The organism is Mesorhizobium kamtschaticum (genome assembly GCF_056174585.1).
Map to the genome: position 1 here is coordinate 1,017,623 of NZ_CM149691.1, position 26,464 is coordinate 1,044,086.

Sequence of the window (26,464 nt, forward strand, 5' to 3'; positions counted from 1 at the left end):
GCTAGGACTGACGTGCCGGCGATGCGGCAGCAGCCGCTGCCGGCGCGAAATTCGCCGCCGGATGCGCCGTGTCGTGTTTGGTGATAGAGCAAGGGCCGACAGGCCAGCGTGGGAGCAGGCGTGGAAACGGACGTGGAATCCGCACCATCAAGGCTGGACGGCGATAGGCAGCGCCTGTCCGTGCGCCTGCTCGGACCGCTGGAAATCATGCGTGACGGCGTGCCGGTGACCCTGCCCGCATCGCGCAAGCTGCGCGCGCTGTTTGCCTATCTGGCGCTGGCGCCGCACGCCGTGGGCGCAGCCGCCTGTGCGAACTGCTGTGGGATGTGCCCAACGATCCCCGCGGCGAGTTGCGCTGGTGCCTGAGCAAGTTGCGCGCCGCCCTCGACACGCCGGACCGGCATCGGGTCACCACACAAGGCGATACGGTCGCGCTTGATCTCGACGGCTGTTTCGTCGATGCGCTGGAGATCAGCCGTACCGCCGCGCAAGGGATCGGCACGCTCGACATGGAGCAGCTACGGTTACTAGCGAAACTGTTCGTTGGCGATCTGCTCGACGGGCTGGAGCTCGAGCGCAGCCCGCTCTTCGACAGCTGGCTGATCGCCCAGCGCCGGCGTTTTCACGCATGCCACGCCGCCATATTGGAACAGCTTGTCGCCAGCCTGCCGGCGGATGGCAACGAGGCTGTCGCCTATCTCGACACATGGGTGGAACTGGCGCCGTTCGATGGACGTGCGCATGCGGCACTGCTGGCCAGTCTCGCCCGGCGCGGCGAAATCGCCGCGGCCGAGCAGCACCTGGCTTCGGCGGAACGGTTGTTTCAGTCGGAGGACCTGGATTTCGCGCCGCTTCGCGCGGCCTGGCGGGCGATCCGCGACCAACGAGCCTCGCAGGCGCAGCCGGCCTGCCTGTCCACAATATCGCAGTTGGTGGCCACATCAGGCGATGCCGGCCCGGTCGAACCCAGTCACGCTTCCCTGGCCATCATGCCGTTTGTCGACGAAAGCGGTGCGTGTGGCGGGCTGGCCGACGGTTTCACCCACGACATCATCACCCGTCTCGCCAAGCTCAGGGATTTCTTCGTCATCGCGCGTGGGTCGGTGTTCGCGCTGGCCGAAAAGACCATCGCGCCGGAGGAGGCCGGCAGGAAACTCAATGTCGACTATGTCGCCACCGGCACGGTGCGCAGCACGGCCGGCCGCCTGATTGTCAGCGTCGAGCTGATCGAGGTGCGCACGGCCAGGATCGTCTGGGCCGACACGTTCGAGCGCCGGCCCGACGACCTCTTTGCCGTGCTCGACGATATCGGCGACAGCATCGTCTCGTCGATCTCGGCCGAGATCGAAACGGTCGAGCGCAACCGCGCCATGCTGAAGGCGCCCAACTCGCTCAACGCCTGGGAGGCCTATCATCGCGGCCTCTGGCACATGTACCGCTTCACCCAGGCCGAGAACGAGCAGGCGCGGCATTTCTTCGACAGGGCTTTGCAGCTCGACCCGACCTTTGCCCGCGCCTATGCCGGCCTGTCCTTCACCCACTGGCAAAATGCCTTCCAGCGCTGGGGCGACCGCGACCGCGAAAGCGCGCTGGCCTATGAGAGCGCCGGCCACAGCCTTTTGGTCGACGACCACAATCCAGCGGCGCACTGGGCGATGGGCCGGGCGCTGTGGCTGCGCGGCGAGCAGGACGGCTCTCTGCTCGAACTGGAACGGGCGGTGGATCTCAGCCCGAATTTCGCGCTCGGCCATTACGCGCTGTCCTTCGTCCATTCACAATCGGGCGACCCGCAAGCGGCGATAAGCTCCTCCGACCATTCGCGTCATTTGAGCCCCTTCGACCCGCTGCTGTTCGGCATGCTGGGGGCGCGCGCCATGTCGCATGTCCGGCTCGGCCAGTTCGAGGAGGCGGCCGACTGGGCGCTGAAGGCAGCCGCACGGCCGAATGCGCACACCATCATCCTGGCGATCGCCGCGCACTGCCTGGCGCTGGCCGGCCGGCTCGACGAGGCCCACGGCTTTGCCGCCGCCATCCGCAAGACATTGCCGGACTACCGCGCCGACGATTTCATCGGCACCTTCCGCTTCGAGCCGGATGCCGAGGCGCTGTTCCGGCAAGGCGCCAGACGGATCGGGCTCAGCTGATTTCGCGCTCGAAGTCCGCCCGTTAACGAAGTCGGAAGGAGTTGCTTAACAGTTTCACCTCTATGTGACCTCTCGGGGGGTCCATGGCAAAGTGAGTACAATGAGCGACAGCCCCGACAAGCGCAGCAGTGAATGGCGTGCCATTTTTTATGTACAGGCCCGCGTCGCCATCCTGTTCGTCCCGGTGGTCGCCAGCCTGCTGATCATCGCCGCCCTTGCCGGCAACGACCGCAAATCCGTTCCCGACGTCGACCGCACGGTCACAGGGTCCGTGCGATAGACGGAGCGGCTCTAAGCGCCTATCGGGAAGTCCCGAACCAGGACAATGCCTTAACAAAAGGTCCGTCAGCTCTTCGAGGCGGATGCCAGGCAGGAGTGCCAGGCGGCTGGCGTGCGCTATCGGCGGGTCATCATTTGGCGCTAAGGTCGCCAATGGCTCCGACACTGAATGAATGGGCACGAACGATCAAGCGCGACGTGCATGCGCTCTACCTCGCCGCGCGCGATCCCCGCACGCCGTGGTATGCCAAGGCGCTTGCCGTGTGTGTCGCAGGCTACGCGCTGTCGCCGATCGACCTGATTCCCGATTTCATCCCCGTGGTTGGCTACCTCGACGATGCGATCCTGGTCCCCTTGGGCATCCTTGCCGTGGTCAAGATGATACCGCCTGAGGTCATGGCAGAACACAGGGAGGCCGCTGCCCTGGCCGTCGACAGGCCCGTGAGCCGCAGCGCGGCGATGATCATCGCCTGTATCTGGGTCGCTTCGGTCGCGCTGGCGGGATGGCTGGGGTATCGATATTTCGTGAGCTGATCTTTGAAGCCGCCTCCCGTCGCGTGGAAACAGTTCGATCGCGTCCCCGAACGCGTCTTTGAGCAGTGCCTGGCTAAAGAATTTTGGTCACCAGTTTGTCCAGCCGCGAGTTCTCGCGGTAAGCCAGTCGCACCACAATAGCACCCAGGACACCGGTTATGGCCCCACCGATAACGTCTGTCAGGTAGTGCGTTCCGATGTAGATTCTCGACCAGCAGATCAGGAACGCCATGGCGAACAGCGCAATCGTCCGGCGAGGGAGGCCTTGCATCGCAAAGGCCGCAACGATCGCAATGGTGGCCGTCGCGTGATCGGACGGGAATGACCAGTCGGCGCTTGGGGCAATCAACAGATGTATCACGCCGGCATCGTAGGGCCGTATCCGATGCACGAAGAGCAGAATGAACTGGTTGACCGCAAGCCCCAGCAGGAACGCCAGACCGGCTGATACTGCCGCATGACGGACATGGTACCGGTCGGCCATGGCCCACCATTGCAAGACCACCGCCAGCACCATGAGCGGAACGCCGATTTGTGAGACGCCGATCATTGCCTTATCAAGAAATGGGCTGATCCCGGCCCCGGCGTTTATCCATTGCGTTAAAGCTGCATCCATTTAGCGTCGGTTTCCTTAGTCGATCGTGAGGTGGATTTTGAAACCCGTCGATGAATACCGCATCCATCAGATCTTCGAAGTCAGCGTATGGCTTAAGGGCGCGCATGCCCTGATCGAATGCCTGGGTGGGGTTCTGCTCTATGTCGTCACGGCCGATACCATCGCCTCCTGGGTCAATACCCTCACCGCAGAGGAATTGATCGAAGATCCGAACGATTTCATAGCCGGCCATCTGTCGCAGATGGCAAGCCATTTTTCGATCGCCAGCAAGGAGTTCTACGCCTTCTACCTGCTCAGCCACGGTCTGATAAAGCTGGCCCTGGTTGTCGGGCTTTTGAGAGGCAAGCTCTGGTCTTACCCAGCCTCGCTCGCGGCCTTGGGCTTGTTCATGATCTATCAAGTCTACCGCTACTCATACACCCATTCATTCGGCCTGCTGGTCCTGACCGTCTTCGATGCGGTCGTCATGGTGTTGATCTGGCATGAGTGGAGGATCGTGCGGCAGCACAAGCCGGCATGACGGTTGAGCCGCCGGCATTGTTAATATCCCTGTTTCCTGAACGCCGGCACAAAATGGACCGACGGATCGACGGTAGGCGCTGCTGCGGTCCGGCTACAAACGGCTGATCACAAGCGCCCTGCTTTGCCGGCGGAACCCTGCGCGCCGTCGAACATTGTCTTCCAGGACAGCCCCTGGAGGACATGATGACCAGAGCTTTCGATATCAACGACAACACCGAACAAAATCCCAAGCACCCGCCGCAGCCCGAGACCGGTGACGACCTGAAGAAAAAGAAGGTTGATGGCAAAGCCTTCCAGGTGAACGAAAACAGCGTCGACAATCCGACACCCGCGCCGGTGACGCCAAAGCGGGGCTGAGCGCAGATGCGATTCGCGGCGCATGCGATTCGCGATTGACCGAGGCCTCCCCAACTTCGTCATCCTAGGGCGCAGCAGGAGCGAAGCTCCGTCGCGGAGACCCTAGAGCGTTTCCTATTTTGAGAGAATCGTAGGATTCCCAAAGAAGGTGGTTTGTGATTCAAGATGCTGGCTGGATGGAGGCCAGCATCTGATGACGCGAGCGCTTTCAAACGATCTTCGTGAGCGTGTTGTTGAGGCAGTTGGCGCCGGCGAGAACTGCCGTGCGGTGGCATCGCGCTTTGGCGTTGCGGTTTCCTCTGTAGTGAAGTGGTCGCAGCGTTACCGTGCCAGCGGCTCGGTGGCGCCGGGCAAGATGGGCGGGCACCGCAAGCGCGTTCTGGAGCCGCATCGGGCCTTCATCGTGGAGCGGATCAATCAGACCTCTGAACTGACGCTGCATCGGCTAAAGGACGAGTTGGATGCGCGCGGGATCAAGGTCTCGCACAATACGGTCTGGATGTTCCTGCGCCGCGAGGGCCTAAGCTTCAAAAAAACGCTGTTCGCCCTTGAGCAGGCACGCGCCGATATTGCCCGCAGGCGTCAGCGATGGCGATCCTGGCAGACCGGCCTCGATCCACAATGCCTGGTCTTCATCGATGAGACCTGGATCAAGACCAACATGGCTCCGCTGCGAGGTTGGGGGCCGAAGGGCAAGCGGCTGCGCGGCTTGGCTCCGCACGGTCACTGGCGCACGCTGACCTTCCTCGGCGCGCTGCGCTGGGATCGGCTCACAGCGCCTTGCGTCTTCGACGGCCCGATCAATGGCCAATGCTTCCGCGCTTATGTCGAGCAGCAACTCATCACCGTGCTGAAGCCCGGCGACATCGTCGTCATGGATAATCTGGGAAGCCATAAGTCGGCGGCTATCAGGCAGATGATCAAGGCTGCCGGTGCCAGGCTCTGGTACCTGCCGCCCTACTCTCCGGATCTCAATCCGATCGAGCAGGCCTTCGCCAAGATCAAACACTGGATGCGCCAAGCTCAGAAACGCACCGTTGAGGACACATGGCGCCACATCGGCCACCTCGTCGAAACCATCGAGGCGGCCGAATGCAGGAACTACTTCGTAAACGCCGGCTACGCTTCCGTCAAAACGTGAAACGCTCTAGAATCCATTCCGTGACGTCGGTCAAAAGCGCTACGAATCAATATGTTACGCTGATCGATGAGCTCTCGCCAGCAGCGATCATTCTTAACCGTTGGAGCACGGCCGCTAGGTTACGGCATGGATCCTAGGGTTTCCGCGACGTCGCTTCGCGACTGCTCCACCCTAGGATGACGAAGCGTGGTTCCGACTGGAGTACGCTCCCTCAATAAAACCTTGGGATCGGACCGTTCTGCGGTGTCGTGCGATCACCGAGGTCGAGAAAGACCTCGTCGACATAGCACCATCCCCAGCCTTCCGGCGGATCGTAGCCCTCGATGACGGGATGGCTGGTGGCGTGAAAATGTTTTGTTGCGTGACGGTTGGGCGAGTCGTCGCAGCAGCCGACATGGCCGCAGGTGCGGCAGAGCCGCAGATGCACCCACCACGAGCCGCTCTTCAGGCATTCCTCGCAGCCGAGCGCGCTCGGCGTGACGTCCTTGATTCCAGCCGCATGTTTGCATTCATCCGCCATCACACTCTCCCGAACTATTTCTCTGTTGAAGTATGATCTTTTTCCGAAAACCGGTTCCCACTTTTCGGGATCATACTTGAGGCGCGACGGCCTGGCTGCCGTCCTGCGCAAGATAAGCATGCAGTGCCGCGACAACCTGGGCACCCTCGCCGACGGCCGCCGCGACGCGCTTGACCGAACCGCAGCGCACATCGCCGATGGCGAAAACGCCGCTGCGGCTGGTCTCCATCAGGCCGTGTTCCGGCCCCAGCTCCGATCCGGTGCGGATGAACCCCTTGGCATCCAGCGCCACGTTGCATTGCGCCAGCCAGTCCGTGTTGGGGTCGGCGCCGATGAACAGGAAGAGATGGCGGATCGGGCGCGTCGTTTCTTCGCCGCTGACGCGGTTGCGCCAGCGCACCGTGGCAAGATTGCCGTCCTCGCCCTCCAGCGCCTCGATTTCGGTCTCGGTCAGCACCTCGATGTTGGGCTGTGCCTTGATGCGCTCGACCAGATAGCGCGACATCGAGGCATCGAGGCTGCCGCCGCGCGCCAACAGCGCCACCTTGCGCGCATGGCTGGCGAGGTAGACCGCCGCCTGGCCCGCCGAATTGCCGGCGCCGACCAGTGCCACTTCCTGCCCGGCGCAAAGCCGCCCTTCGATGGGCGAGGCCCAATAGTGGACCGACGTTCCCTCGAACTGCGACAGGTTGGCGACATCGAGACGCCGATAGCGCGCGCCGCTGGCGATGACCACGCTGCGCGTGCGCACGGTCTCGCCATCGCCGACATCGAGCAGGTAGCGGGCGCCAGAATTGTCGGTCGCGGCGCTCAACAGCTTCGCCTCGTCGGGGATCACCATTTCGACGCCGAATTTCTGGGCCTGGTTGTAGGCACGTGCCATCAGCGCCATGCCGGTAATGCCTGTGGGGAAGCCGAGATAGTTTTCTATGCGCGAGGACGCGCCGGCCTGCCCGCCGAAGGCCCGGCAATCGAGCACGATGGTCGACAGCCCTTCGGAGGCCGCATAGACGGCGGCCGCCAGCCCCGCCGGACCGGCGCCGACAATCGCCACGTCATACAGCGTATCGGCATCGATCGGCCTGAGCAGGCCGATGCAGCGGGCGAGGTCCTTCTCGCCGGGATTCATCAGCAGCCGGCCGTTGGGGCACAACACCACCGGCAGATGATGCGGGTCGACGTCGAAGCGCTCGACCAGGGTTTTGGCGCAGGGGTCACTGCCGGAATCGAGCACGCGGTGCGGCTGGCCGCTGCGGGCCAAAAAACCTTGCAGCCGCAACACGTCGGCATTGCCTGATGGTCCGATGATGATCGGCCCGCTGGTGGCGCTTTCCAGGAGCCCGACACGGCGCAGGATCAGCGCCCGCATGATGCGCTCGCCGAGATTGGCCTCCTGTACCATCAGGTCGCGCACGCGCTGCGAGGGGATGACGAAGGCCTCGACCGGTTCGGCGGCCTCGGCATTGACCAAAGATGGGCGGGCAGAAAGCTGGGCCAGCTCGCCGACGAAGCTGCCCGGACCATGGGTGACGATCGTCTCGCGCCGGCCGAGGCCATCCTGGGTGATGTCGACCTTGCCAGACAGCACGACGATCAGGCCGGGCGCGACATCGCCGGCCTTGATGATGTGCTCGCCGGCGGCATAGGCGCTGGCCTCGCCGAACCGGCGCATGCGCTCGATGTCGGCCTCGGTGAGCGTTGGAAAGGCCTGGTCGCGACGGGCGCCGAAGATTGCTGTGCTGGATTGAGACATGGCCGCAAGCGTAGCGAAGCCGTGGCTCGGTTTGAAGCGGTTTGTTCAGGGACTAGCCGCGAGGGCAGGTTTGGTGGACGGCCGCCGTCGCCCTGTTCGTTCCGAGATGACGACTGGGGGCTCAAGGATCGGTCCTGTCGACGGGTCGTCAGCGCCTGACAGCCAATTGTCAGCTGCGTCGTGAGACATTGTCGCCGAATTGCCGCGAAGCCGATTCGCAGGCACGGGATTCAAGGTGGAACGAGCCCATGAAACAGATTGCCCTGTCCCTTTTCGTAATCGCGTCCTCAGGCGCCTATGTAGCCTATGTATGGGACCAGGCAGGCAAGGGTCCTGCCGGCGACCTGATCGACGCTGCTGGGCCCGCCAATGCCACCAAGGACAGCGTGTTGCAGACGCCGCTCGATCCAGCACCTGCTCGGGCCGGCGCCGTTGCGCCATTCGCCTTGACCGCTCCCGCGATCGAACGGCAGGGCGTGCGGCTTGAGCCGCCGGCAACCCGACCGGCCACAGTCGGCAGCGAAATCACCGGCGCGATCGCCGCGCCCGCCCCGAAGCAGCAAGCGGCAAAGCCGGCAGCCGCCGGGGAGCAGCCAATTGCAGCCAGCCAGCCGCAGTTTTCGACCGCGCCAGCGCCAGAACAGACGCCGGCCCAGCTCGTCGCCGATGCCGCGCCGCAAGCAGCGTCCTTCGCCGTAACCCCGGCCGTCTACATCCCCATTCCCCAACCGAGGCCGAACAATCCGCAAGCAGCCGCCCGCGTCATCAAAGCCGGCATGAAGACGACCGTGGGTAATAGCACAAAGCCGGCGGGGCATGGCTTTGCCGATGGCACCTACACCGGTCCTGTCACCGATGCCTATTACGGCCTCATTCAGATTCAAGCATCCATACAAGGCGGCCGTCTCACCGCGCTCAAGGTGCTGAAATACCCGAGTGACCGCCGCACCTCGATCAGCATCAACAGGCAAGCGCTGCCGATGTTGCGTGACGAGGCGATCAGCGCGCAAAGCGCCAATGTCGACATCATTTCGGGCGCCACGCTGACCAGCAGGGCCTTCAGACAGTCGCTCGGCGGCGCATTGAAGCAAGCATCCTCCTAGTTCCATGCGCGACACCAGGATCTTGATGGGCATGCCCATCACCGTCGACATCGGCGGCGCCTCAGACAGCGGCCTTGTCGACACGGTCTTCGACTACTTCGAGCACATCGACCGGCGCTTTAGCACCTACAGGACCGACAGCGAGATTTCGGCCATCAACCGTGGCGACCTTCCTGTCCGCGACTGGAGCGGCGAGATGATGGAAGTGATGGCTCTCGCAGCAAAGACAAAAAATGAGACGGATGGATATTTCGACATTCGCAAGCCTGACGGGTCGCTGGACCCATCAGGCATCGTCAAGGGCTGGGCTATCCGCAATGCGGCCGGGATCGTTCGCGAGGCCGGCGTCGGCGATTTCTTCATCGAGGCGGGCGGCGACATCCAGTCCCGCGGCAGGAATGCTTCGGGCCTCGACTGGAGCGTCGGCATCCGCAACCCCTTCAAGGCCGATGAGATCATCAAGATCGTCTATCCGCGTGGGCACGGCATCGCGACGTCAGGCACCTATGTGCGCGGGCAGCACATCTACAATCCGCTTGGGATTGGCGGCCCCATCAGCGAGATCGTCAGCTTGACCGTTATCGGCGCGGATGTGTTCGAGGCCGACCGTTTCGCCACCGCCGCCTTCGCCATGGGCCAGGATGGCATTCTCTTTCTCGAACAGACGCCTGGCCTTGAGGGCTACGTCGTCGGCAGCAACGGCCGTGCCACGCCGACAAGCGGCTTCGGAGCCTTTTGCCAATCATGATCAAGTCCATCGACCGATTTCTCGACCACCAGACCATGTATCGGCTGGTCCTCTACTATCTAATCGCCTTGCTGGGTACGGCTCTTGTACTCGGCTTCTTCAAACTTGTGCCGCATGATCCGGTCGCGCTCGCCTTCACGACGGGGCTGATGCTGGCCGCCTGCTGGATCACCAACAGGGTTTTTGCTGCCGTCTTCAAGGTTCCGGCCAACAACGAGTCCGTCTACATCACAGCCCTCATCCTGGCACTCATCCTCGATCCGGTGGCCGCTACGGATTTCAAGGGGATTTGCGCAGTGGTGTTCGCCTGCGTCTGGGCGATTTCATCCAAGTTCATCCTCGCCATCGGCAGGACGCACCTGTTCAATCCGGCCGCGCTGGGTGTGGCGCTGACGGCGCTGCTTCTCGACCAGCCGGCTACCTGGTGGGTGGGCGGCAATTTGCCATTGCTTCCCGTCGTGCTTGCCGGCGGCATCCTCATCGTGCGCAAGCTGCGCCGGCTCGATCTGGTCGTCACCTTCGGTGTCGTCGCGCTGGCGACAATCCTGGCAACCACCGAGCCGTCGCAATACGCCACCGCGTTGACGGAGACGCTGGGCTCATCGCCGCTGCTGTTCTTCGCCTTCGTGATGCTGACCGAGCCGCTGACGGCGCCGACGACACGGTGGCCGCGCATCGCCTTCGCCGCCATCGTCGGCTTTCTGTTCGCTCCCAACATCCATGTCGGCTCGCTCTACTTCACGCCCGAGCTGGCACTTCTGGCGGGCAACCTCTTCGCCTACGCCGTGAGCCCGAAAGGGCGTTTCGTGCTGACGCTCGAACGCATCGAGCAATCGGCCGTAGACAGCTACGATTTCATCTTCAGCTCACCGCGAAAGCTTGCCTTCCAGGCTGGACAGTATCTGGAATGGACGCTTGGTCTCGACCGATCGGACAATCGCGGCAACCGCCGCTATTTCACGGTCGCATCGGCGCCCACGGAGCAATCCATACGACTTGGCGTCAAGTTCTATCCGCAATCGAGCGCTTTCAAGCAGATGCTAGGCACGATGAAGCCAGGCAGCACGATCCACGCCTCCCAACTGGCGGGCGACTTCACCTTGCCGGCCAATCCCCAGATCAAGATTGCCTTCCTGGCAGGCGGCATCGGCATCACGCCATTCCGCTCGATGCTGCAATATCTCATTGACAGCCATGAAAAGCGGCCGATCGTCGTCCTCTACGGAGCCGAGACCCAGCAGGACATCGCCTATCGCGATGTGCTCGGCGCGGCGAGGCGGGAACTGGGCATCAGGACAGTCTTTGCCGTGGCCCGGGGGGCCGAGCGCGGCCAGTATGCCGGCTATATCGACGCGCGGCTGGTGCGCCTCGCCATCCCCGACTATCTGGAGCGGACCTTCTACATTTCCGGCCCCCAGGCCATGGTCCAGGCGCTGCGCGACACGCTGCTGGCCATGGGCGTTCGCCGTTCGAGGATAAAGGTCGATTATTTCCCGGGCTTTGCCTGAGTCAGCCGTGCCGGGGCAAGGCTATGGTCACCACCAAGCCGGGATCGGCATTGGTCATCGTCAGGCGTCCGCCATAGGCTTCGACAATGTCCGAGACGATGGCCAGGCCCAGCCCGCTGCTGCCACCCTTGCTGTCCAGCTGCACGCCGCGTGACAGTGCGGATTCCCGGTCCGCATCAGGGATGCCCGGGCCGTCGTCGGCGACGGCGATCGACACCTCGCCCTCGGTTGCCCACGCATTGACCTGGACCGAGGATCTTGCGAAGCGCGCCGCGTTCTCCACCAGATTGCCCAGGATCTCCGAAAGGTCGCCTTCCTCGACCGGCGCCACAAAATCCTCCGCGACATCGATCCGGAACGAGAGCTGCTTGCCGCCTGGCGTGCGCTTGATGACGGCGATGACGCCGGCCGCGGTTTCCCTGACCCGGCACGATGCCTTGCCGGAAACGCCGGGCGCCAGACGGGCGCGCGCCAATTCCCGCTCGACATGGCGGCGGATCGCTCCGGCGCTCTTCTCGATCTCGTCGGCCAGCTCGGTTTCGCCCTTCCCGCGCAAGGCCCGGATGTCGGCCGACAGCACCTGCAGCGGCGTCTTGAGGCCATGCGCCAGGTCGGTGGCGCGCGACCGGGCGCGTGCAAGGGCCTTCCCCTGCGCATCGAGCAGGCGGTTGATTTCGTCGGCGAGCGGCTGCACCTCGCTCGGCGCCGCCACGTCCAGTCGTGCCGTCCGCTGCGCGATCACGTTTCGAACGGCGACCCGCAGGTTTTCCAGCGGCGCAAGGCCAACGGTGATCTGGATGAAGAATGCCGCCATGAGGGCGGCGGCCAGCAGGATGAGCGCCGGGACGAGATCGCGAACATATTCGTGCACCGACACTGTGACGCTGCGATGGTCTTCCGCCACGATGGCGCGAAACGACCGGCCGTCGGCATCGGTTATGGTGCGCACGACGGCTACGGTGAGTTCGCCGCCAGGCCCCTTGAGCTCCTCGATCTTTCTCAGTTCGCCGCTCGCCCCCTGGTCGGGCAACGCAAGCGTTGCGTCCCACAACGAACGCGAGCGTATCAGGCTATGGCTGGCCAGGTCTTCCACCTGCCAGTAGTGGCCGGACAGCGGGCTGATGAAGCGCGGATCGGTCAGGTCGGATTTGACCGACAGCCGGCCGTCGGCCGCGAAGCTGGTCGCGCCGATCAGTTCGTTGAGATCGACGGTCAGTTCGCCGACGATGCGCCGCTCGACATTCTTTTCGAACAGATAGCGCAGCCCGACCCCGGCAATGGCAAGGGCGACGAGGATGGAGATGGTTGCCGCCGACCAGAGCCTGAAGCGGATCGAATTGCCCATCAGGACGGCTCGTCGGGCACGAAATACCCGAACCCGCGCCGTGTCTCGATGACGTCGTTGCCAAGCTTGCGGCGCAGGCGCGCGACAATAACCTCGATTGCGTTCGGATCACGGTCATTGCCGGAATCATAGAGATGCTCGGCGAGCTCGGTCGGCGCCACCACGCGCCCGGCATGATGCATCAGGAACGCCATCAGCCGGTATTCCAGCGGCGACAGTGCGACGGGAACGCCGCGCAGCGAAATGCGCATCTGGCGCGTGTCGAGAAGCAGCGGTCCGGATTTCAGCACCGGTGCCGCCTGGCCCGTTGAACGACGCAGGATCGCGCGCAGCCGCGCCAGCAGCTCGTCCATTTCGAACGGCTTGGGCAGGTAGTCGTCGGCGCCGGCATTGATGCCTTCGACGCGCTCGGTCCAAAGGCCCCGAGCTGTCAGGATCAAAACGGGAAAGCGGCGCGTGTTGGCCCGCCAGCGCTTCAGCACCGTCAGGCCATCGAGTTTCGGCAATCCGAGATCCAGGATCGCCGCGTCGTAGTTCTCGACATCACCCGCGAACCAGGCGGCTTCGCCGTCGCGCACGGTGTCGACGGCCATTCCTGCGGCCTTGAGCACCGCCGCTATGTCGCCGGCGATACGGGGTTCATCCTCGGCAAGGAGTATCTTCATCAGTCGCCGCCCCTGCCGCGCATCAGCACCCCGGCGCCGGCGTCCACGTCAACGATCCTGCGGCGTCCGTCAGCTGCAACGACCTGGAAGCGATAGACCCACCGGTCGCCCATCCGGATAAAATCGACAGCCACGATGTCGCCGGGAGCATCGGCGTGGACCACGCCCAGGATGTTGGCCAAGCCCTTTATTTCGCCACGCTCGTAAAGGTCCCGCGCCCGGTCGTGATCGCCGTCGTCATCCTCGTCCGCGCGGGCGTGGAGCGGTCGAAGCAGGACAAGCCCGACCAGGCTCGCCGTCGCCAAACGTTTCAGTATCGGTTTCATCCAAAGGCCATATAGCAGACCTTGTGTTTCAATCCGGCTCGTCATCTGGTCAGTCGCTGGTCCGGAAACACGACAAAGGGCATCGGGCCGCCAGCGTTTGACTGGTGATCAGGAGCCACTTGTCCCCGGCAGCATTCGCTTGAGCACGTCGTCCTTGCGGACATAATGATGCCAGAGCGCAGCCGCCGCATGCAGTCCGGCAAGGATGAGGATCAGATTGGCGCAGAGGCTGTGCAGTTCCCTTATGGTTCGGGCCGTGGCGCTGTCCGCGGACACCGGAGCCGGGATGGTGAAAAGGCCGAAGAAACTCAAGGCGTCGCCCCGGTACCAGGTCAGCAGGATGCCGAGAACCGGAATGGCGACAAGCAGCGCGTAGAGCATGAGATGCGCGATTTTGGCCGCCCACCGTTCCAGTTCGGACATTTCCTGCGGCACCCCCGGCGTTCCCAAGGTCAGGCGCAGGCCAATGCGGATGACGACCAGCGCGAACAGCAGCATCCCGAACGAGATATGGAACCACCAGACGAGCACACGGCCGGGGTCATTGCGTGGAAAGATGTCCGCGACATACGTCAAGCCGTAGAGGCCGATGACCAGCAGAAACACCGCCCAATGAATGGCCTTCTGTGCGCTCGTGTAGGTAGGATTCATCCGCGAATTCCAGTTTTGAATGTTTCTAAACTAGCCGCGATCATGTCAAAGCTTTGTCGGGCGGCCCTTTCGATCGCGTTCGGCGAGTCAACAGTCGTTCGCCCGACGAGCGCGATCCTGGAACCGGGCTTTGGCGATCGTGATCTGGCGGGACATTGGCTGAAGGAACCTGTCAATTCGCTGACAGCCGGCACGGGACAATGCCGATATGCCGGACAAGAAAAAGCCCGGACGAACCGGGCTTTTTCTTCGTAGTCTCTGAACCATCGAACGGTTCGAAACGGGAATTTGGTGCCCAGAAGAGGATTGCGCTCTTAGGCCTCTTCTGCATTGATTCATAAAGCAAATTTGGCTCGTAGTCGAGGTACTGTAGCACACTCACGTGACACATATCGAGCAACACCTTAAGGAGGCGATGGCCAGATGCTAGTCGCGGTCCACGTCGCCGGATGTTAGATACCCCAGTGAACCCGTTGAGATTTGCCCATGGCCAGCTCAAAAGTCTGCTCGAAATGCCTTCGGCCTAATCAGGCGGACGGAAGATTTTGTAGCTACTGTGGCGAGGCTCTAGATGTCCAACGACCCCCTGAGCTGAAGATAATAACGGTATTCTTTGCCGATATCGTCAACTCGACTTCAACGATCGGTGACCTCAATCCAGAAAACGCATTTGCCTATCTCGGGCCTGCGGTAGCGAGAATGGGGAGAGTCGTAAATCAGTTCAGTGGATCAGTAATGCGCACCATGGGGGATGGCCTCATGGCTCTATTCGGCGTCCCTCAGGCTCAGGAAAACCACGCATTGATGGCGTGCCAGGCCGCACTTAGCATGCGAGACAGTTTGGCAAGTAGCGGCGTAACGATCCGAATAGGAATTCACACAGGAGTTGTTCTTTCAGGCGTAGTTGACGAGGTGACAAATGAACAAACCGCATATGGTGCGGCAATTCACCTAGCCAGCAGGCTGGAGCACATAGCGACACCTGGTGGTATCTGCCTAACTGGAGATACATTCGCCCTCGTACGCACCTTCTGCGATGCCAAGTTGCTGGGGGGCATGCCAGTAAAAGGCTTCGCGGACCCCGTAAATGTGTTCGAGTTGGTCGGCCTAAAGGTAGCTCCGACCAGCGAGCAATTTCGGGGGCAAAGTCTCACTACGTATACAGGTCGAGAATCTGAACTGAGCTATCTCGAAAAGGCACATCATCGGGCTCGTGAGGGAGATGGTGTAGCCATCGGTATTGCTGGGATGCCCGGTCTCGGAAAGAGCCGGCTCTGCTTTGAGTTTCTGGAACGTCTTCGCCAAGAAGCGGTCCCTGTAATAGAGGCAAGGGCGTCCCCGTACGGATACTCTGGACCCTTACAGCCGCTGTTGGAGTTCCTAAGAGCATATTTTCGCATAGTGCCGACAGATAGCGACGAGATAACGAAGGCAAAGGTGACTTCGAAAGTGAGTTCGCTCGATCCGGAACTCTCAGATGAAATACCAGTGTTAATGGGCATACTTGGTGCCGCTGGCCGCAAGGCCCCGACCATCGCTGCGGAACCAAAGGCAAATCAGTCCAGATTGCTGAAAGCGGTGATGAACTTGGTCCATCAGGCTGGCCGGTCGCCTTCCGTTTTTGTGATTGAGGATGCCCATTGGCTCGACGACGACAGTCACGAATTTGTTTCGGCTTTGATTGAGGCCGTTCGAACAACGCATATCCTCCTTTTGATCACCTATAGGCCAACATTAGAAGCCTCCTGGCGACGCTCTGCCAAGCTTGAAGAGATACTTCTGCCAGAGATCGGTGAGCGGGAGATGCTCATCCTGGTGACGCGTTTGATCGGGAAAGACCCGTCGTTGCAGTCAACTAGCAATCGAATCGCTGAGCGAAGCGCGGGAAGTCCGTTCTTTGCGGAGGAGCTGGTGCGGTCTTTGGTAGATCGCCGTATCCTTCAGGGAGCGCCACAGCACTATTCGATGACGGGTGAGGCTGCGTTCGATTCACTTCCTCCCACTGTGCAAGCCGTCATCGAGACGCGCATTGACCGCCTTCCGTCTCTGGAGAAGTCTGTTCTACAGATGGGAGCAACGATTGGCAGAGAATTTCCCGTTGCCGTTCTGAAACAGGTCGCTGAGATGCCCGATGAGGAGCTCGGCAACGTTCTAGATCGCCTTTGTCAATCAGATCTCTTCAGACGCGACTATGTTGCGGCTGGTGGCGCAGTCATCTCGTTTCGCCACCCGTTGATCCAAGAAGTCGCCTACACCATGTTGATAATGGCACGCCGCGCTGTTCTTCACGCGTCCGTCGCTAAGGCCATTGAGGCCCATCATCGCAATCGACTGGACGAATATGCTGACAGCATATCTCGCCATTTCGAGGCAGCGGGACAACTGCCTGAGGCAACTCAATATGCGTCTCGCGCCGCTCTATGGATTGGAGCTCATTCCAACCAGGCGGCGAATGCGTGGAAGAGGGTGCACGCGTTGCTGGGCCGCCAGCCTCGTTCCGCTGCAACCGATCCCCTTCGAATTATGGCGGCCGGCCAAGTTATCAACACTGGCTGGCGCGACGGAATGAACAAAGACGAAGCCGAGCCGTTCGCCAATGAAGCTTTGCAGTTGGCGCGAGAGGGAAAAAATGTAGAGGCTGAAATACTTGTTGTCGCGGCGTTGGGTAGGATAATTGCCGCGACAGGTTCCGCTGATGACTATGTTGCTCATGTGGAAAACGCGATTATTTTATCAGAAGGCAATCCAAATCACGAAGCTTTACTTCAAGCGATACTCTGCCATGCCCTTTGCCTCGCCGGAAGATTGAACAACGCGAGTCGAGCCGGTGAGGCAGCGCTCAGGTCAATCGACAGCGTCACCAAATTCCATCGACAGATGTTGGGATTCGACGTTGAACAGTGGGTTCGCTGCTTGGACGTAAGAATAAGGATACGCACTGGCGACTTCGACGCTGCCAAGAGGAATCTCGATAGCCTGGTTGCAGAAGACGCAGAAAATCGTGATCCAACGTTGCAATTTATTCCGCATCTCGCATTTGTTGAACTAGCCTGGCTATGTGATGAGCCGGATGTTGCTCATCTGCATGCGTATAAAATCGAACAGATAATGCGAAGGACAGAAAGTTCCTATGTTTCGGTTTATGCCAAGGCGTGCCAAGGCATGGCAGAAAGCCTGGCGGGTCGTCAGGAAGCGGCCCTTGCCTCGCTCGAAGACGCTCTGCGAACAGCCCGCACTACGCGAACAGGGCTCGAATTTGAATCAGATATACTTGCAACAATAGGTGAGGTATATTGCCTCAGCGGTCATCATGAACTGGCAGAAATCGCGTGCCGAGCATCGTATTCGAATGCGAAAAAGCGAGGAGCGCGTGTTCCTCAATGTCGCTCACTCATCACGTTGTCTTCAGTGCTTTCTCGAAGCCGATTGGACCGTGTTCAGCAGCGAGCAGTAAGATTTAGACGAGCTGCAGACAAGTTGATTGAGGAGACAGGCGCATACGCATATCAATTAGGTGGGGTGGGCGTTGGTCATCGTGTGACTTGAAGGATTTGCGATCATTAATACAGGAGGAGTTCGGCTATGCCAGCATTCCAGGCCATGTGTGAAAGAGCGAACCAAATTTTCTCGCGGCAGGGTCTTGCGAGCTTCGTATGGCCCGAAGGAGGCTCATTCGTCGAACTGGCGCAAGCGGCAGGAATTGTTCAAACCCCGGCGGAGTTGCAGTACTTGAACCAGTGGCCTGACACATTGGTGAATGGCTTAACCGCGATCTATAAGACCGCTTACAACAGCGACCCGAAAGTTCCTGTGCAAATGGTGTGGCATCCAGCCTACGATTTTAGTATTTCGGCTTGGGATGCCCATTCAACATCGGGGAGCACGCGAGCTATTACGGTCATCATCTGTGGTCCGTACCCCTCTGACTAGATTGTGGGTCAGAAATCTGAGAAGTGTTCCTAGACGAGTCCGGGAAGGCTTTCCCCCCTCTCCGTTGGCTTTGCGGTCGGTCACCACCTTGCGGACATGCTTCATGAGAACCTGTGAGACTGCTGTAGCTCCTCCTTCGCGGGCGTAGCTCTCGAACAGCAACACGCCTTCGCCAGCCGTCTTGAGCGCCTCCTGAGCGGCCTTGAGCGCATCTCCGGCGAGAGCGGCACCCGGCGTACACTCCCGGCGTTCTTCAAGCGCCTATGTGGGTGAACCTTGAGGTCGAGATAGGCAAGGCCGTCAACGTGAACGTCCTCGACCATGAGACCGGTGACCTCGGCCAGCCGGCACCCGGTCTGCTCCAACATCCGCCAGATGCGTTGAAGGTCGACCGAAGCGTGACCCAGAACCCGCGCCCTTGCTGCCTTGAGTTGAGCCTCGGAGAACGGCTTTCGGTCTTCCGCGGCCAGCGTCTGCTTCTTGACCTCCAGCCCGTTGAACGGATTGGTCGCGCCGTTGAGGTCGTCAATCTCCTTGATGGCGTGGGTGATGATCGCCCGTAGGTCGTTCAAGTAGCGATGCACGGTCGCGGGGGACATGTCACCGTCAGCGAGCATGTGATCCCGAACCTCTCTGGCGTCAGTCCGCGTCAGCGATCTGATCTGCGGATCACCTCGGTTCAGTGCTTTCTCGACGTGGCCTTGCACCCGGTCGACACGTTGCCGCTTCTTGGTCTCGTCAGTCGTCCCATCGACCCGGTCTTCAGGTAGAGCTTCACGGCGTCGGCGAGCGTCGGCTCGGGCTTCCGGTCGGGCACAACCAAGGCGCGGTATAGGTCGCCCTGCCCGGTCTCCTCCAGATGGTCGGCCAACGCCTCAGCCGCGTCGGCAGTCATCGGCCCCCACTCGGCAACTCGTCGTGTCGCCCATTGGTAGCGTTCAAGAGCGGTCTTGGGCTGGCCTTCACCGGCTGCCCCTTGCTTCCCGCCTTCAGCATCGCCTCGGCCTGTGTGTGGACCTTAATGTCGCAGCAACTCGGCGGGCGTCCAAGGCGAGCCCCTGAGTAGGCACAGAGCCATGGCACCCAGCGCTTGGCGGCCACCAGCCTGTCAGACTCCCGACCCTTCCGGTGCTGATGGAGACTATGGGCAAGGATCGCCTGTACTTCCTCCGGGCGAAGCCTTTGTCGCGTGTGTGGACAACCTTCGGGCGGGTCACAGTGATGGCCTCAGCGGGGTTGCTCGGCAGCTTGAGGTTAGCCACCGCCCACTTGAAGACCGAACGGAGACCGGCAATGTCGCTGTCACCTACCGTCTTGGGGCTGAGACCCTGTGCAAGCCTATGGTCCTTGAAGGCTACAAGCTTAGAAGGGGTAGTCGCCACCGCATCGTCATTGTCAAGGAACTCGATGAGGCGGGCCGCTGCGCTCTTGTAGCTTTCGTAGGTGCTTATGGTCCGACCAGCCGTCTTCGCCTCAGTCCACCAGTCTTCCACCAGCCCCCGTAAGGAGACCGCTGCTCCCCGCCCGGTGGTAGTGGTGATGGGCTTCGCAATCTCAAATGCGGGAAAACGGCTGGCCTTTGGGTCGGGCGTATAGTCGCCCGCTGTCTCGCGATCTGCCTGCGCAAAACCATCCTTGAGGGAGCGAAGCGCTTCACGCGCCAACAAGTCGACCGACTCTGGTGAGACATTAAGGAGGCCGCGACGGGTGAGAATTTGCCTAGCAGTCAGCATGGCGGGGTCGCCAACCAAGGGGTTTGTCCCAGCCTCTAGCCTTGCCATTGCATTCTTGTAGACTCCGCCGCCGATCTCTCCCGTGAAGGCGCTTTCCGCGTCCGACAGGTCTGGGTCAATCTCCGCCAGAGAGCCCCATGCGTAGACATCGCGGGAAAGCGCAACAGCCTGTCTGTGGGACAAGACCAAGGGCGGTTCTCGGAGCCCTTGCCATACGGTTTCGAGATAAGCCAACACCAGTGCTTGCCGGGTCTTCACTTCGCTTGGAGTGGCGGCACGCAGGGACACGCGGATAGCGTGGTCCTTGGCTGTGATCGTCTTCCTTACAATGTCCGATCCAACCGGAATGTGGAGCGTAACGCCCACCGCACGGTTCCGCACGTCAGCCGGGATACGCTGGTTGAATTGTTGATTGATGGTGCCTTTTCGTTTCACGGGTTTGACCAGCCGGAAATGCATTGTCGCACACCTTTGTAACACATAGGGGTGAGCGCAATGAATTGAAAAGGCTTATCTTCTTGATCCCGTTGGTAGTCGGGAAAAAATGGTGCCCAGAAGAGGACTCGAACCTCCACTCCTTGCGGAACACGGACCTGAACCGTGCGCGTCTACCAATTCCGCCATCTGGGCTGGTGCGGGCTCATGTAAGCGGGCAAGCGATTGCTGTCAACGCGCTTTTTTCAAAGCATGATCCCGAAAAGTGGGAACCGGTTTTCGGAAAAGATCATGCGCGATCAAGAACAGCCCGCCGCTTGCCGGCTCAGCTCTCCAGCACTTCCTTCGACGCCACGGTCGAATCGGCGTTGAGCTGGTAGATGACCGGCACGCCGGTGCCGAGTTCCAGCTTGACGATCTCCTCGCCCGACTTGCCGTCCAGCGCCATGATCAGCGCGCGCAGCGAATTGCCGTGGGCTGCGACCAGCACGGTGCCGCCGCCCAGCACGTGCGACTGCATATCATGCAAATAGTAGGGCCAGACGCGAGCGCCGGTGTCCTTCAGGCTTTCGCCGCCGGGCGGCGGCACGTCATAGGAGCGGCGCCAGACATGCACCTGCTCCTCGCCCCACTTCTTGCGGGCATCGTCCTTGTTGAGGCCGGAGAGGTCGCCATAGTCGCGCTCGTTCAGCGCCTGGTCGCGGATGGTCTTCAGGTCGCTCTGGCCGACGGCGTCGAGAATGTGCTGGCAGGTTTTCTGCGCTCGGGTCAGCGCCGAGGTGAAGGCGATGTCGAACTTCAGGCCGCGCGCCTTGAGTTTCTGCCCGGCGGCCTTGGCCTCGGCGTGGCCTTGCTCGGTCAGGTCGACGTCGCGCCAGCCGGTGAACAGGTTCTTCAGATTCCATTCGCTCTGGCCATGGCGCACGAGCACGAGGGTTCTCGACATGTTAGCTCCCTACAATCCCTACAAGGTTTGGATGGTCCGCCTCAGCTCAGGCCGAGCACGTCCCGCATCGAATACAGTCCCGGCTTCTTGCCACGCGCCCAAAGTGCCGCCTTGACGGCGCCGCGGGCGAAGATGGCGCGGTCCTCGGCATGGTGGGACAGCGTGATGCGCTCGCCGGTGCCTGCCAGGATCACGCTGTGGTCGCCGACCACCGAACCGCCGCGCAGCGTCGCAAAGCCGATCGAGCCGGTCTTTCGCACACCTGTATGGCCGTCGCGTGAACGCACGTCGTTGCCGGCAAGTGCTACGCCGCGCCCGGTGGCGGCGGCCTCGCCGAGCAGCAGCGCGGTACCCGACGGCGCGTCGACCTTGTGCTTGTGGTGCATTTCGAGGATCTCGATGTCGAAATCGTCGGCGTCGAGGGCGCGCGCCGCCTGTTCGACCAGCACCGCCAGCAGATTGACGCCGAGGCTCATATTGCCCGACTTGACGATCGTGGCATGGCGCGCTGCCGCTGCGATCTTGGCATTGTCGTCGGCCGAACAGCCCGTCGTGCCGATGACATGGACGACGCGCGCCTGCGCCGCGTAGCCGGCGAATTCGACTGATGAGCCAGGCGTGGTGAAGTCGAGTACGCCATCGGCCTTGGCGAAAACCGGCAGCGGATCGCCTGATATCGGCACATTGATGATGCCGATACCCGCCAGCTCGCCGGCATCCTTGCCCAGATAGGCTGAATCCGCGCGCTCGACCGCGCCAATGACGCGGGCGCCCGGAATGGTGTGGATGGCGCGGATCAGCGTCTGGCCCATGCGGCCGGCAGCGCCGACCACCACCAGGCCCATATCGCCTGCTTCGCTCATGTGCTCCTCACAGCAGTCTTCTTCGCACGCGTGGCCCGGACCGGAGTTTGGATCGGCTTGCTGTCATCGACAAGCCCCAGCCCCTTCTTGCCCTGGATGCGGTGGAAGCGGGAATAGATGCTGTCCGGGTCGGCCATCAGCGTCGCATGGGTGCCTTCCTCGACCAACCGTCCCTCTTCCAGCACGATGATGTGGTCAGCATTGACCACCGTCGACAGCCGATGCGCTATGACGATGGTCGTGCGGCCTTGCATGACATGGGTCAGCGCTTCCTGGACGCGGGCCTCCGCCTCATTGTCGAGCGCCGATGTCGCCTCGTCGAGCAGCAGGATCGGTGCCTGGCGCACGATGGCGCGGGCGATCGAGACGCGCTGGCGCTGGCCGCCGGAAAGGGTCGAGCCGCCTTCCCCGACCGGCGTGTCGTAACCTTGCGGCTGCTGGCGGATGAACTCGTCGGCTGCAGCCTGTTTCGCCGCCTGCTCGATCTCGGCGTCGGTGGCCGACAGGCGGCCGTAGCGGATGTTGTCGCGGATCGTGCCCTCGAACAGATAGGGCGCCTGCGCCACATAGGCGATCGACTGCCGCAGCGAATGCTTGGTCACCTTCGAGATGTCCTGGCCATCGACCTCGATGCTGCCCTGGTCGACGTCGTAGAAGCGCTGCAAGAGCGCCACCAGCGTCGATTTGCCGGCGCCCGACGCACCGACGATGGCCGTGACCTTGCCGGCGGCGGCGGTGAAACTCAGATCCCTCAGCACCGGCATGTCGGTGTTGTAGCTGAACGTCACATTGTCGAAGCGCACCTCGCCGGTGGTGATCCTGGCCTCGACAGCATCGGGCGCGTCGCCCTGTTTCGGCTCCAGGTCGAGCAACTCGTAGATCATGCGCGCATTGACCAACGCACGTTCCATGCCCACCTGTGTGCGCGCCAGGCGTCTTGCCGGGTCGTAGGCCATGATCAGCGCGGTGATGAAGGAAAACACCGCGCCCGGCGGCTGCCCAAGATACAGCGCCCGGTAGCCGGAATAGGCAAGCACGGAGGTAATGGCCAGACCGCCCAGAATCTCGGAAATCGGCGACAGCCGCTCCGAGACGCGGGCGATCTTGTTGTTACGCTGCTCGGCCGTGTCCGCCATGATACCGATGCGGCGCGCCAGCTCGGCCTCCAAGGTGAAGGCCTTGACGATGGCGATGCCTTGCGTGGCCTCCTGCACGGACCCGTTCAGCCGCGAATTGATCAGGACGGATTCCCGGTTGATACGCCGCAGTCGGCGGGTGATGTAGACGACGGCCCAGATCAGTGGAGGGCCGATCAGCAGCGAGCTGAGCGACAACACCGGATCCTGGTAGATCATGACGCCGACGAGAGCGACCAGCGTGACCGCGTCGCGGCTGATGGAGGTCAGTGTCAGCGACAGCAGATCGCGAACGCCGCCGACATTCTCGCTGACCTGCGCCGCCAGCCGACCGGAACGCGTATCGTTGAAGAAGTTGACGCCGAGCTTCATCAGATGGTCGAAGCTGCGCTTCTGGTAGCGCGCGACCAGATTGTTGCCGATACTGGCCAACGCGACTGCCTGGCCGTAACCGGCGAAGCCGCGCAGCAGGGAGGCTCCCATGAAACCGGCGCAGATCAACCAGAGCATATCGCCGCGCCGTTCGTAGAAGATCTGGTTGATCATCGGGGCCATGATCCACGCCGTGAAGGCAGTGGTGCCGGAAACGATCAGCAAGCAGGTGACGGCAACGACATAGGTCCAGCGATACTCATCGCCGTTTTCAGCGAGGATGCGGCGGAGCACCGCTGTGACCTCGCCGGGCCGGGCTTTTTGTTTGTTTGGAGCTTGAAGTGTCAAATCGGGAGCGCTTTGTGGTTTTCCGCCTCGTGGGACCGGGCTGCAAATTCGGCACCCCTCTTAACGCCCTGCGGCCGGATTGCCTATGCCGGCACCTGATTAACTTCGTCGCGGGCGCGCGAGCGCTTCGCGCTGGCTTTCAGGCCTGCCAGCGCCGGCCTGCCGTCTGGACGCCGAACAGCGACGGGTTCTTGGCATAGGCGGCAAGGCCCAGAAGTGCCGCCAGCGGATGGGTGATGACATAGACGGGCATGGTGCGCATCAGCGCGCTGTGCGGCGCCTTGTCCTCGAAGGCAGCGCGGAAATTGCCTTGCTTCAGTGCCGGCACGATCTTCTGCGCGATGCCGCCGGTCAAAAACACGCCGCCACGGCTCATGAACACCAAAGCAAGATCGCCGGCGGTGCGGCCGAGGCATGTGACGAAGGTTTCCAGCGCTTCCTCAGCCACCGGATCGGTCTTGGCCAATGCCGCGCCGGTGATCTCGGCCGGCGTGGTGAAGGGCGACGGCTTGCCGTCCGCCTTGGCCACCGCGCGGTAGACGTTGACGAGACCGCGGCCGCACAGGATCTGTTCGCCCGAAATGCGGCCCTCGAGCTTCTCTATATGCGGAAAAACCTCGAAATCGCGCGGTGAGCGCGGGCCGATGTCCATATGGCCGCCCTCGCCGGGTACCGGAATCCAGTGGCGCAAGGCGTAGACCAGCCCGGCGACGCCGAGACCGGTACCAGGCCCGAGCACGACGCGGCCGGCATTGGGCTCCGGCGTGCCGCCGCCGATCTTTTCCATATGCTCTTCGCCGAGCGCGACGACGGCCAGCGCCTGCGCCTCGAAATCGTTGAGCACGACAATGTCGCTCAGGCCCAGGCTGGCGAACATCTGCCTCGGCTTGACGACCCATGGACAGTTGGTGAGTTCGATCTCGTCGCCGTCGACCGGACCGGCCACCGCCAGCACCGCCGAATTCGGGCGGACCGACGAGCGGTCGAGCACCGCCGCCTGGATCGCCTCGTCGATGGTGTTGAAATTGGCGGTCTGGACGATTTGCGGCTCGGTCGGCTCGGAATTGGCGTCGAGCACGATCGAAAAGCGCGCATTGGTGCCGCCAATGTCGCCGATCAGGATCGGAAACCGCAACGACGTGTCGGTATCGCTTACGCTTGGCATGCTCTCGTCCGTCCCCGGCGCCCCTGACGGCGTCTCGCCGTTCTTCCGTTGACTAGCGCATGAGTTTGAAAAGGGAAACGGTTTTCGAACCCGGGTGCGCGCGCAGTGAGCTTCTGCGGCCAAACGGCCACTGTTTCGCGAAAAACGGGCCGCTAAACCGATTGAGCCTAGCGATGGCGCAGCGGCGATCAGTTCACGGGCGGCCGTGAGTTCACAGGCGGCCGTGGCCGGGGAACGGGCGCGCCCATTCGGGGCGTTGCCGCGAAAGCATTTGCCGCGCCTGGCAAATCGCCGCCGCCACTGGCCGTTGTGGCAGGCTGGGGCGGCGCTTCCGGCTCGGGTGCGGCGACCACGACCGGCATGGCGCCGCCGTGATAGGTCGCCGCCTCGGCCGAGGCAGGGCCAGGCGCGTCGAGGACGGCACGGCACTCCTTGGGCAGGTTCGCCATCGTCATCACATCGCGCGCCTTCGGCGCATCCGGGTTCTTGTTGGGCCGCCACGGTTCTTCGGTGAACCACCAGGCCAGCGGCTTGCCGCAGCCGTCATCATCCGGCGTCGCTTCCTGCGCCTTGCAGTTGGGCGAGCCCGGCTGGCAGCCGATGCGCATGTGGAAATGATAGTCGTGGCCCCAGAACGGCCTGATCTTGCGCAGCCAGGTGCGGTCGCCCTTGACGGTGTCGCAGAGCTTTTCTTGATGCCCGGATTGACCAGGATGCGCTCGACCTCCGCGTAGCTCGCCGCCTGTTTCAGCAACGCCGTATGCTGCGGCGTCCACAACGCGTCCTTCACCAGATGCGTCTTCTCGTCGACCATCAAGGTGGCGCTCATCGATTCGCGCTGCGCCATCGACAGCGGACGGCTGGGCATCGGCGTCAGCCAGATGTCGGCATCGAGCCCGATCTGGTGCGAGGCGTGGCCGGTCAGCATCGGGCCGCCGCGCGGCTGGGCGATGTCGCCGATCAGAAGGCCCGGCCAGCCATCGGCGGCCGCGTCGCGCGACAGTTTCTCGATCAAAGCGATCATCGCCGGATGGCCCCAGCGGCGGTTGCGCGACGGCCGCATCACTTCCCAGGTCGGGCCATCCATGGGAATGGCGACACCACCGGCAAAACAGCCCCTGGAATAGAAGCCGATCGACTGCGCGGCGGTCGCGGTCGGCAGTTTTTCCGCGCCGAACAGGTCCTTTGCCCGTTCCTCGGCCATCGCTGGCTGTATGGCGAGGCCGGTCAGGCCAAGCAGACCAAGTGCCGCCAGCAGCGATTTCCTGCCCAAGGATGACCGCGTCGCTGTCTTCATGAAACCGGATCCCCACCGCAATCCCGA

24 protein-coding genes, 1 tRNA gene and 2 pseudogenes are annotated in these 26,464 nt (G+C 62.1%); 11 read left to right on the forward strand and 16 right to left on the reverse strand.

Annotated elements, in window-relative coordinates; translation table 11 throughout:
- Window positions 1-132: 132 nt before the first annotated feature.
- From AC0V7N_RS04795 to AC0V7N_RS04805, 3 genes and pseudogenes are all read left to right on the forward strand, one after another.
- Window positions 133-2,144, forward strand: a pseudogene (locus tag AC0V7N_RS04795) (BTAD domain-containing putative transcriptional regulator).
- 100 nt (window positions 2,145-2,244) lie between these two features.
- Window positions 2,245-2,424 carry a hypothetical protein gene (locus AC0V7N_RS04800; RefSeq protein WP_475455185.1) on the forward strand — a complete coding sequence of 60 codons (180 nt, stop codon included), beginning with the start codon at window positions 2,245-2,247 and terminating at the stop codon, window positions 2,422-2,424.
- Between the two features lie 152 nt (window positions 2,425-2,576).
- The gene (locus AC0V7N_RS04805; protein WP_475455187.1) at window positions 2,577-2,957 is read left to right on the forward strand and encodes a YkvA family protein; all 381 of its coding nucleotides are present in this window, start codon (window positions 2,577-2,579) and stop codon (window positions 2,955-2,957) included.
- Window positions 2,958-3,030: 73 nt separating this feature from the next.
- Here the strand turns inward: AC0V7N_RS04805 and AC0V7N_RS04810 are convergent, their stop codons facing one another.
- Window positions 3,031-3,573 carry a phosphatase PAP2 family protein gene (locus AC0V7N_RS04810; protein WP_475455189.1) on the reverse strand — a complete coding sequence of 181 codons (543 nt, stop codon included), beginning with the start codon at window positions 3,571-3,573 and terminating at the stop codon, window positions 3,031-3,033.
- A 37-nt stretch (window positions 3,574-3,610) separates the two neighbouring features.
- Between AC0V7N_RS04810 and AC0V7N_RS04815 the strand changes: the two genes are divergently transcribed.
- From AC0V7N_RS04815 to AC0V7N_RS04825, 3 genes are all read left to right on the forward strand, one after another.
- Complete coding sequence (locus AC0V7N_RS04815; RefSeq protein ID WP_475455191.1) at window positions 3,611-4,093, forward strand: DUF2127 domain-containing protein; 483 nt, start codon at window positions 3,611-3,613, stop codon at window positions 4,091-4,093.
- A 185-nt stretch (window positions 4,094-4,278) separates the two neighbouring features.
- Complete coding sequence (locus tag AC0V7N_RS04820; RefSeq protein ID WP_475455193.1) at window positions 4,279-4,452, forward strand: hypothetical protein; 174 nt, start codon at window positions 4,279-4,281, stop codon at window positions 4,450-4,452.
- A 193-nt stretch (window positions 4,453-4,645) separates the two neighbouring features.
- Complete coding sequence (locus AC0V7N_RS04825) at window positions 4,646-5,593, forward strand: IS630 family transposase (RefSeq protein ID WP_475455195.1); 948 nt, start codon at window positions 4,646-4,648, stop codon at window positions 5,591-5,593.
- 211 nt (window positions 5,594-5,804) lie between these two features.
- Here the strand turns inward: AC0V7N_RS04825 and AC0V7N_RS04830 are convergent, their stop codons facing one another.
- Window positions 5,805-6,113 (reverse strand): UBP-type zinc finger domain-containing protein, encoded by a 309-nt coding sequence (locus tag AC0V7N_RS04830; protein WP_015314705.1) that lies wholly within the window; start codon window positions 6,111-6,113, stop codon window positions 5,805-5,807.
- Window positions 6,114-6,183: 70 nt separating this feature from the next.
- The gene (locus tag AC0V7N_RS04835; RefSeq protein ID WP_475455198.1) at window positions 6,184-7,866 is read right to left on the reverse strand and encodes an FAD-dependent oxidoreductase; all 1,683 of its coding nucleotides are present in this window, start codon (window positions 7,864-7,866) and stop codon (window positions 6,184-6,186) included.
- 248 nt (window positions 7,867-8,114) lie between these two features.
- Here AC0V7N_RS04835 and AC0V7N_RS04840 point away from each other — a divergent pair, with 248 nt between their 5' ends.
- Genes AC0V7N_RS04840 through AC0V7N_RS04850 form a run of 3 tightly spaced genes read left to right on the forward strand, consistent with a single transcriptional unit; the run spans window position 8,115 to window position 11,225 of the window.
- Window positions 8,115-8,969: an FMN-binding protein gene (locus AC0V7N_RS04840; RefSeq protein ID WP_475455200.1), complete on the forward strand. Its 855-nt coding sequence runs from the start codon at window positions 8,115-8,117 to the stop codon at window positions 8,967-8,969.
- A 31-nt stretch (window positions 8,970-9,000) separates the two neighbouring features.
- On the forward strand, window positions 9,001-9,717 hold the full coding sequence (locus AC0V7N_RS04845; RefSeq protein WP_475455202.1) for an FAD:protein FMN transferase: 717 nt from the start codon (window positions 9,001-9,003) through the stop codon (window positions 9,715-9,717).
- Window positions 9,714-11,225, forward strand: coding sequence for an RnfABCDGE type electron transport complex subunit D (locus AC0V7N_RS04850; protein ID WP_475455204.1), 1,512 nt, complete (start codon window positions 9,714-9,716; stop codon window positions 11,223-11,225). The genes AC0V7N_RS04845 and AC0V7N_RS04850 overlap by 4 nt, the downstream gene beginning before the upstream one ends.
- Before the next feature lies 1 nt (window position 11,226).
- On the opposite strand, the gene AC0V7N_RS04855 is transcribed toward AC0V7N_RS04850, so the two are convergent.
- From AC0V7N_RS04855 to AC0V7N_RS04870, 4 genes are all read right to left on the reverse strand, one after another.
- A complete protein-coding gene (locus AC0V7N_RS04855) occupies window positions 11,227-12,570 on the reverse strand; it encodes a sensor histidine kinase (protein WP_475455206.1) in 1,344 nt (447 codons plus the stop codon).
- Window positions 12,570-13,235: a response regulator transcription factor gene (locus AC0V7N_RS04860; protein ID WP_183464532.1), complete on the reverse strand. Its 666-nt coding sequence runs from the start codon at window positions 13,233-13,235 to the stop codon at window positions 12,570-12,572. Before AC0V7N_RS04860 ends, AC0V7N_RS04855 begins: the two co-directional genes overlap by 1 nt.
- Entirely contained in the window at window positions 13,235-13,606 is a 372-nt protein-coding gene (locus tag AC0V7N_RS04865) for a PepSY domain-containing protein (protein ID WP_496627736.1), read from the reverse strand. Before AC0V7N_RS04865 ends, AC0V7N_RS04860 begins: the two co-directional genes overlap by 1 nt.
- Before the next feature lie 63 nt (window positions 13,607-13,669).
- Window positions 13,670-14,212 carry a cytochrome b gene (locus AC0V7N_RS04870; RefSeq protein ID WP_475455210.1) on the reverse strand — a complete coding sequence of 181 codons (543 nt, stop codon included), beginning with the start codon at window positions 14,210-14,212 and terminating at the stop codon, window positions 13,670-13,672.
- Between the two features lie 486 nt (window positions 14,213-14,698).
- Between AC0V7N_RS04870 and AC0V7N_RS04875 the strand changes: the two genes are divergently transcribed.
- Both AC0V7N_RS04875 and AC0V7N_RS04880 read left to right on the forward strand, forming a co-directional pair.
- The gene (locus tag AC0V7N_RS04875; RefSeq protein ID WP_496627737.1) at window positions 14,699-17,758 is read left to right on the forward strand and encodes an adenylate/guanylate cyclase domain-containing protein; all 3,060 of its coding nucleotides are present in this window, start codon (window positions 14,699-14,701) and stop codon (window positions 17,756-17,758) included.
- A 36-nt stretch (window positions 17,759-17,794) separates the two neighbouring features.
- Entirely contained in the window at window positions 17,795-18,142 is a 348-nt protein-coding gene (locus tag AC0V7N_RS04880) for a hypothetical protein (protein WP_464613068.1), read from the forward strand.
- Between the two features lie 101 nt (window positions 18,143-18,243).
- Here the strand turns inward: AC0V7N_RS04880 and AC0V7N_RS04885 are convergent, their stop codons facing one another.
- From AC0V7N_RS04885 to mepA, 9 genes and pseudogenes are all read right to left on the reverse strand, one after another.
- A complete protein-coding gene (locus AC0V7N_RS04885; RefSeq protein WP_475455217.1) occupies window positions 18,244-18,759 on the reverse strand; it encodes a site-specific integrase in 516 nt (171 codons plus the stop codon).
- Window positions 18,760-18,821: 62 nt separating this feature from the next.
- A complete protein-coding gene (locus AC0V7N_RS04890) occupies window positions 18,822-19,037 on the reverse strand; it encodes a hypothetical protein (RefSeq protein WP_475455219.1) in 216 nt (71 codons plus the stop codon).
- Between the two features lie 94 nt (window positions 19,038-19,131).
- On the reverse strand, window positions 19,132-20,334 hold the full coding sequence (locus AC0V7N_RS04895; RefSeq protein ID WP_475455221.1) for a site-specific integrase: 1,203 nt from the start codon (window positions 20,332-20,334) through the stop codon (window positions 19,132-19,134).
- Window positions 20,335-20,420: 86 nt separating this feature from the next.
- Window positions 20,421-20,505, reverse strand: a tRNA-Leu gene (locus AC0V7N_RS04900).
- A 130-nt stretch (window positions 20,506-20,635) separates the two neighbouring features.
- A complete protein-coding gene (locus AC0V7N_RS04905; protein WP_475455223.1) occupies window positions 20,636-21,256 on the reverse strand; it encodes a 2,3-bisphosphoglycerate-dependent phosphoglycerate mutase in 621 nt (206 codons plus the stop codon).
- A gap of 41 nt (window positions 21,257-21,297) precedes the next feature.
- Window positions 21,298-22,119 carry a 4-hydroxy-tetrahydrodipicolinate reductase gene (gene dapB / locus AC0V7N_RS04910; protein ID WP_475455225.1) on the reverse strand — a complete coding sequence of 274 codons (822 nt, stop codon included), beginning with the start codon at window positions 22,117-22,119 and terminating at the stop codon, window positions 21,298-21,300.
- Complete coding sequence (locus AC0V7N_RS04915) at window positions 22,116-23,975, reverse strand: ABC transporter ATP-binding protein (protein WP_475455227.1); 1,860 nt, start codon at window positions 23,973-23,975, stop codon at window positions 22,116-22,118. The genes dapB and AC0V7N_RS04915 overlap by 4 nt, the downstream gene beginning before the upstream one ends.
- Before the next feature lie 139 nt (window positions 23,976-24,114).
- The gene (locus AC0V7N_RS04920) at window positions 24,115-25,140 is read right to left on the reverse strand and encodes a glucokinase (RefSeq protein ID WP_475455229.1); all 1,026 of its coding nucleotides are present in this window, start codon (window positions 25,138-25,140) and stop codon (window positions 24,115-24,117) included.
- Between the two features lie 188 nt (window positions 25,141-25,328).
- A pseudogene (gene mepA / locus AC0V7N_RS04925) lies at window positions 25,329-26,437 on the reverse strand (penicillin-insensitive murein endopeptidase).
- Window positions 26,438-26,464: the final 27 nt, after the last annotated feature.

Excerpts from the sequence above, each read along its gene's own strand:
- AC0V7N_RS04840 (WP_475455200.1), top strand. The coding sequence starts at position 8,115 with ATGAAACAGATTGCCCTGTCCCTTTTCGTAATCGCGTCCTCAGGCGCC.
- AC0V7N_RS04860 (WP_183464532.1), bottom strand. The coding sequence starts at position 13,235 with ATGAAGATACTCCTTGCCGAGGATGAACCCCGTATCGCCGGCGACATA.
- AC0V7N_RS04865 (WP_496627736.1), bottom strand. The coding sequence starts at position 13,606 with ATGACGAGCCGGATTGAAACACAAGGTCTGCTATATGGCCTTTGGATG.
- AC0V7N_RS04820 (WP_475455193.1), top strand. The coding sequence starts at position 4,279 with ATGACCAGAGCTTTCGATATCAACGACAACACCGAACAAAATCCCAAG.
- AC0V7N_RS04920 (WP_475455229.1), bottom strand. The coding sequence starts at position 25,140 with ATGCCAAGCGTAAGCGATACCGACACGTCGTTGCGGTTTCCGATCCTG.
- AC0V7N_RS04835 (WP_475455198.1), bottom strand. The coding sequence starts at position 7,866 with ATGTCTCAATCCAGCACAGCAATCTTCGGCGCCCGTCGCGACCAGGCC.
- AC0V7N_RS04805 (WP_475455187.1), top strand. The coding sequence starts at position 2,577 with ATGGCTCCGACACTGAATGAATGGGCACGAACGATCAAGCGCGACGTG.
- AC0V7N_RS04905 (WP_475455223.1), bottom strand. The coding sequence starts at position 21,256 with ATGTCGAGAACCCTCGTGCTCGTGCGCCATGGCCAGAGCGAATGGAAT.
- AC0V7N_RS04895 (WP_475455221.1), bottom strand. The coding sequence starts at position 20,334 with ATGCATTTCCGGCTGGTCAAACCCGTGAAACGAAAAGGCACCATCAAT.
- AC0V7N_RS04855 (WP_475455206.1), bottom strand. The coding sequence starts at position 12,570 with ATGGGCAATTCGATCCGCTTCAGGCTCTGGTCGGCGGCAACCATCTCC.
- AC0V7N_RS04830 (WP_015314705.1), bottom strand. The coding sequence starts at position 6,113 with ATGGCGGATGAATGCAAACATGCGGCTGGAATCAAGGACGTCACGCCG.
- AC0V7N_RS04875 (WP_496627737.1), top strand. The coding sequence starts at position 14,699 with ATGGCCAGCTCAAAAGTCTGCTCGAAATGCCTTCGGCCTAATCAGGCG.
- AC0V7N_RS04800 (WP_475455185.1), top strand. The coding sequence starts at position 2,245 with ATGAGCGACAGCCCCGACAAGCGCAGCAGTGAATGGCGTGCCATTTTT.
- AC0V7N_RS04850 (WP_475455204.1), top strand. The coding sequence starts at position 9,714 with ATGATCAAGTCCATCGACCGATTTCTCGACCACCAGACCATGTATCGG.
- AC0V7N_RS04825 (WP_475455195.1), top strand. The coding sequence starts at position 4,646 with ATGACGCGAGCGCTTTCAAACGATCTTCGTGAGCGTGTTGTTGAGGCA.
- AC0V7N_RS04880 (WP_464613068.1), top strand. The coding sequence starts at position 17,795 with ATGCCAGCATTCCAGGCCATGTGTGAAAGAGCGAACCAAATTTTCTCG.
- AC0V7N_RS04870 (WP_475455210.1), bottom strand. The coding sequence starts at position 14,212 with ATGAATCCTACCTACACGAGCGCACAGAAGGCCATTCATTGGGCGGTG.
- dapB (WP_475455225.1), bottom strand. The coding sequence starts at position 22,119 with ATGAGCGAAGCAGGCGATATGGGCCTGGTGGTGGTCGGCGCTGCCGGC.
- AC0V7N_RS04810 (WP_475455189.1), bottom strand. The coding sequence starts at position 3,573 with ATGGATGCAGCTTTAACGCAATGGATAAACGCCGGGGCCGGGATCAGC.
- AC0V7N_RS04845 (WP_475455202.1), top strand. The coding sequence starts at position 9,001 with ATGCCCATCACCGTCGACATCGGCGGCGCCTCAGACAGCGGCCTTGTC.
- AC0V7N_RS04885 (WP_475455217.1), bottom strand. The coding sequence starts at position 18,759 with ATGCTCGCTGACGGTGACATGTCCCCCGCGACCGTGCATCGCTACTTG.
- AC0V7N_RS04890 (WP_475455219.1), bottom strand. The coding sequence starts at position 19,037 with ATGACTGCCGACGCGGCTGAGGCGTTGGCCGACCATCTGGAGGAGACC.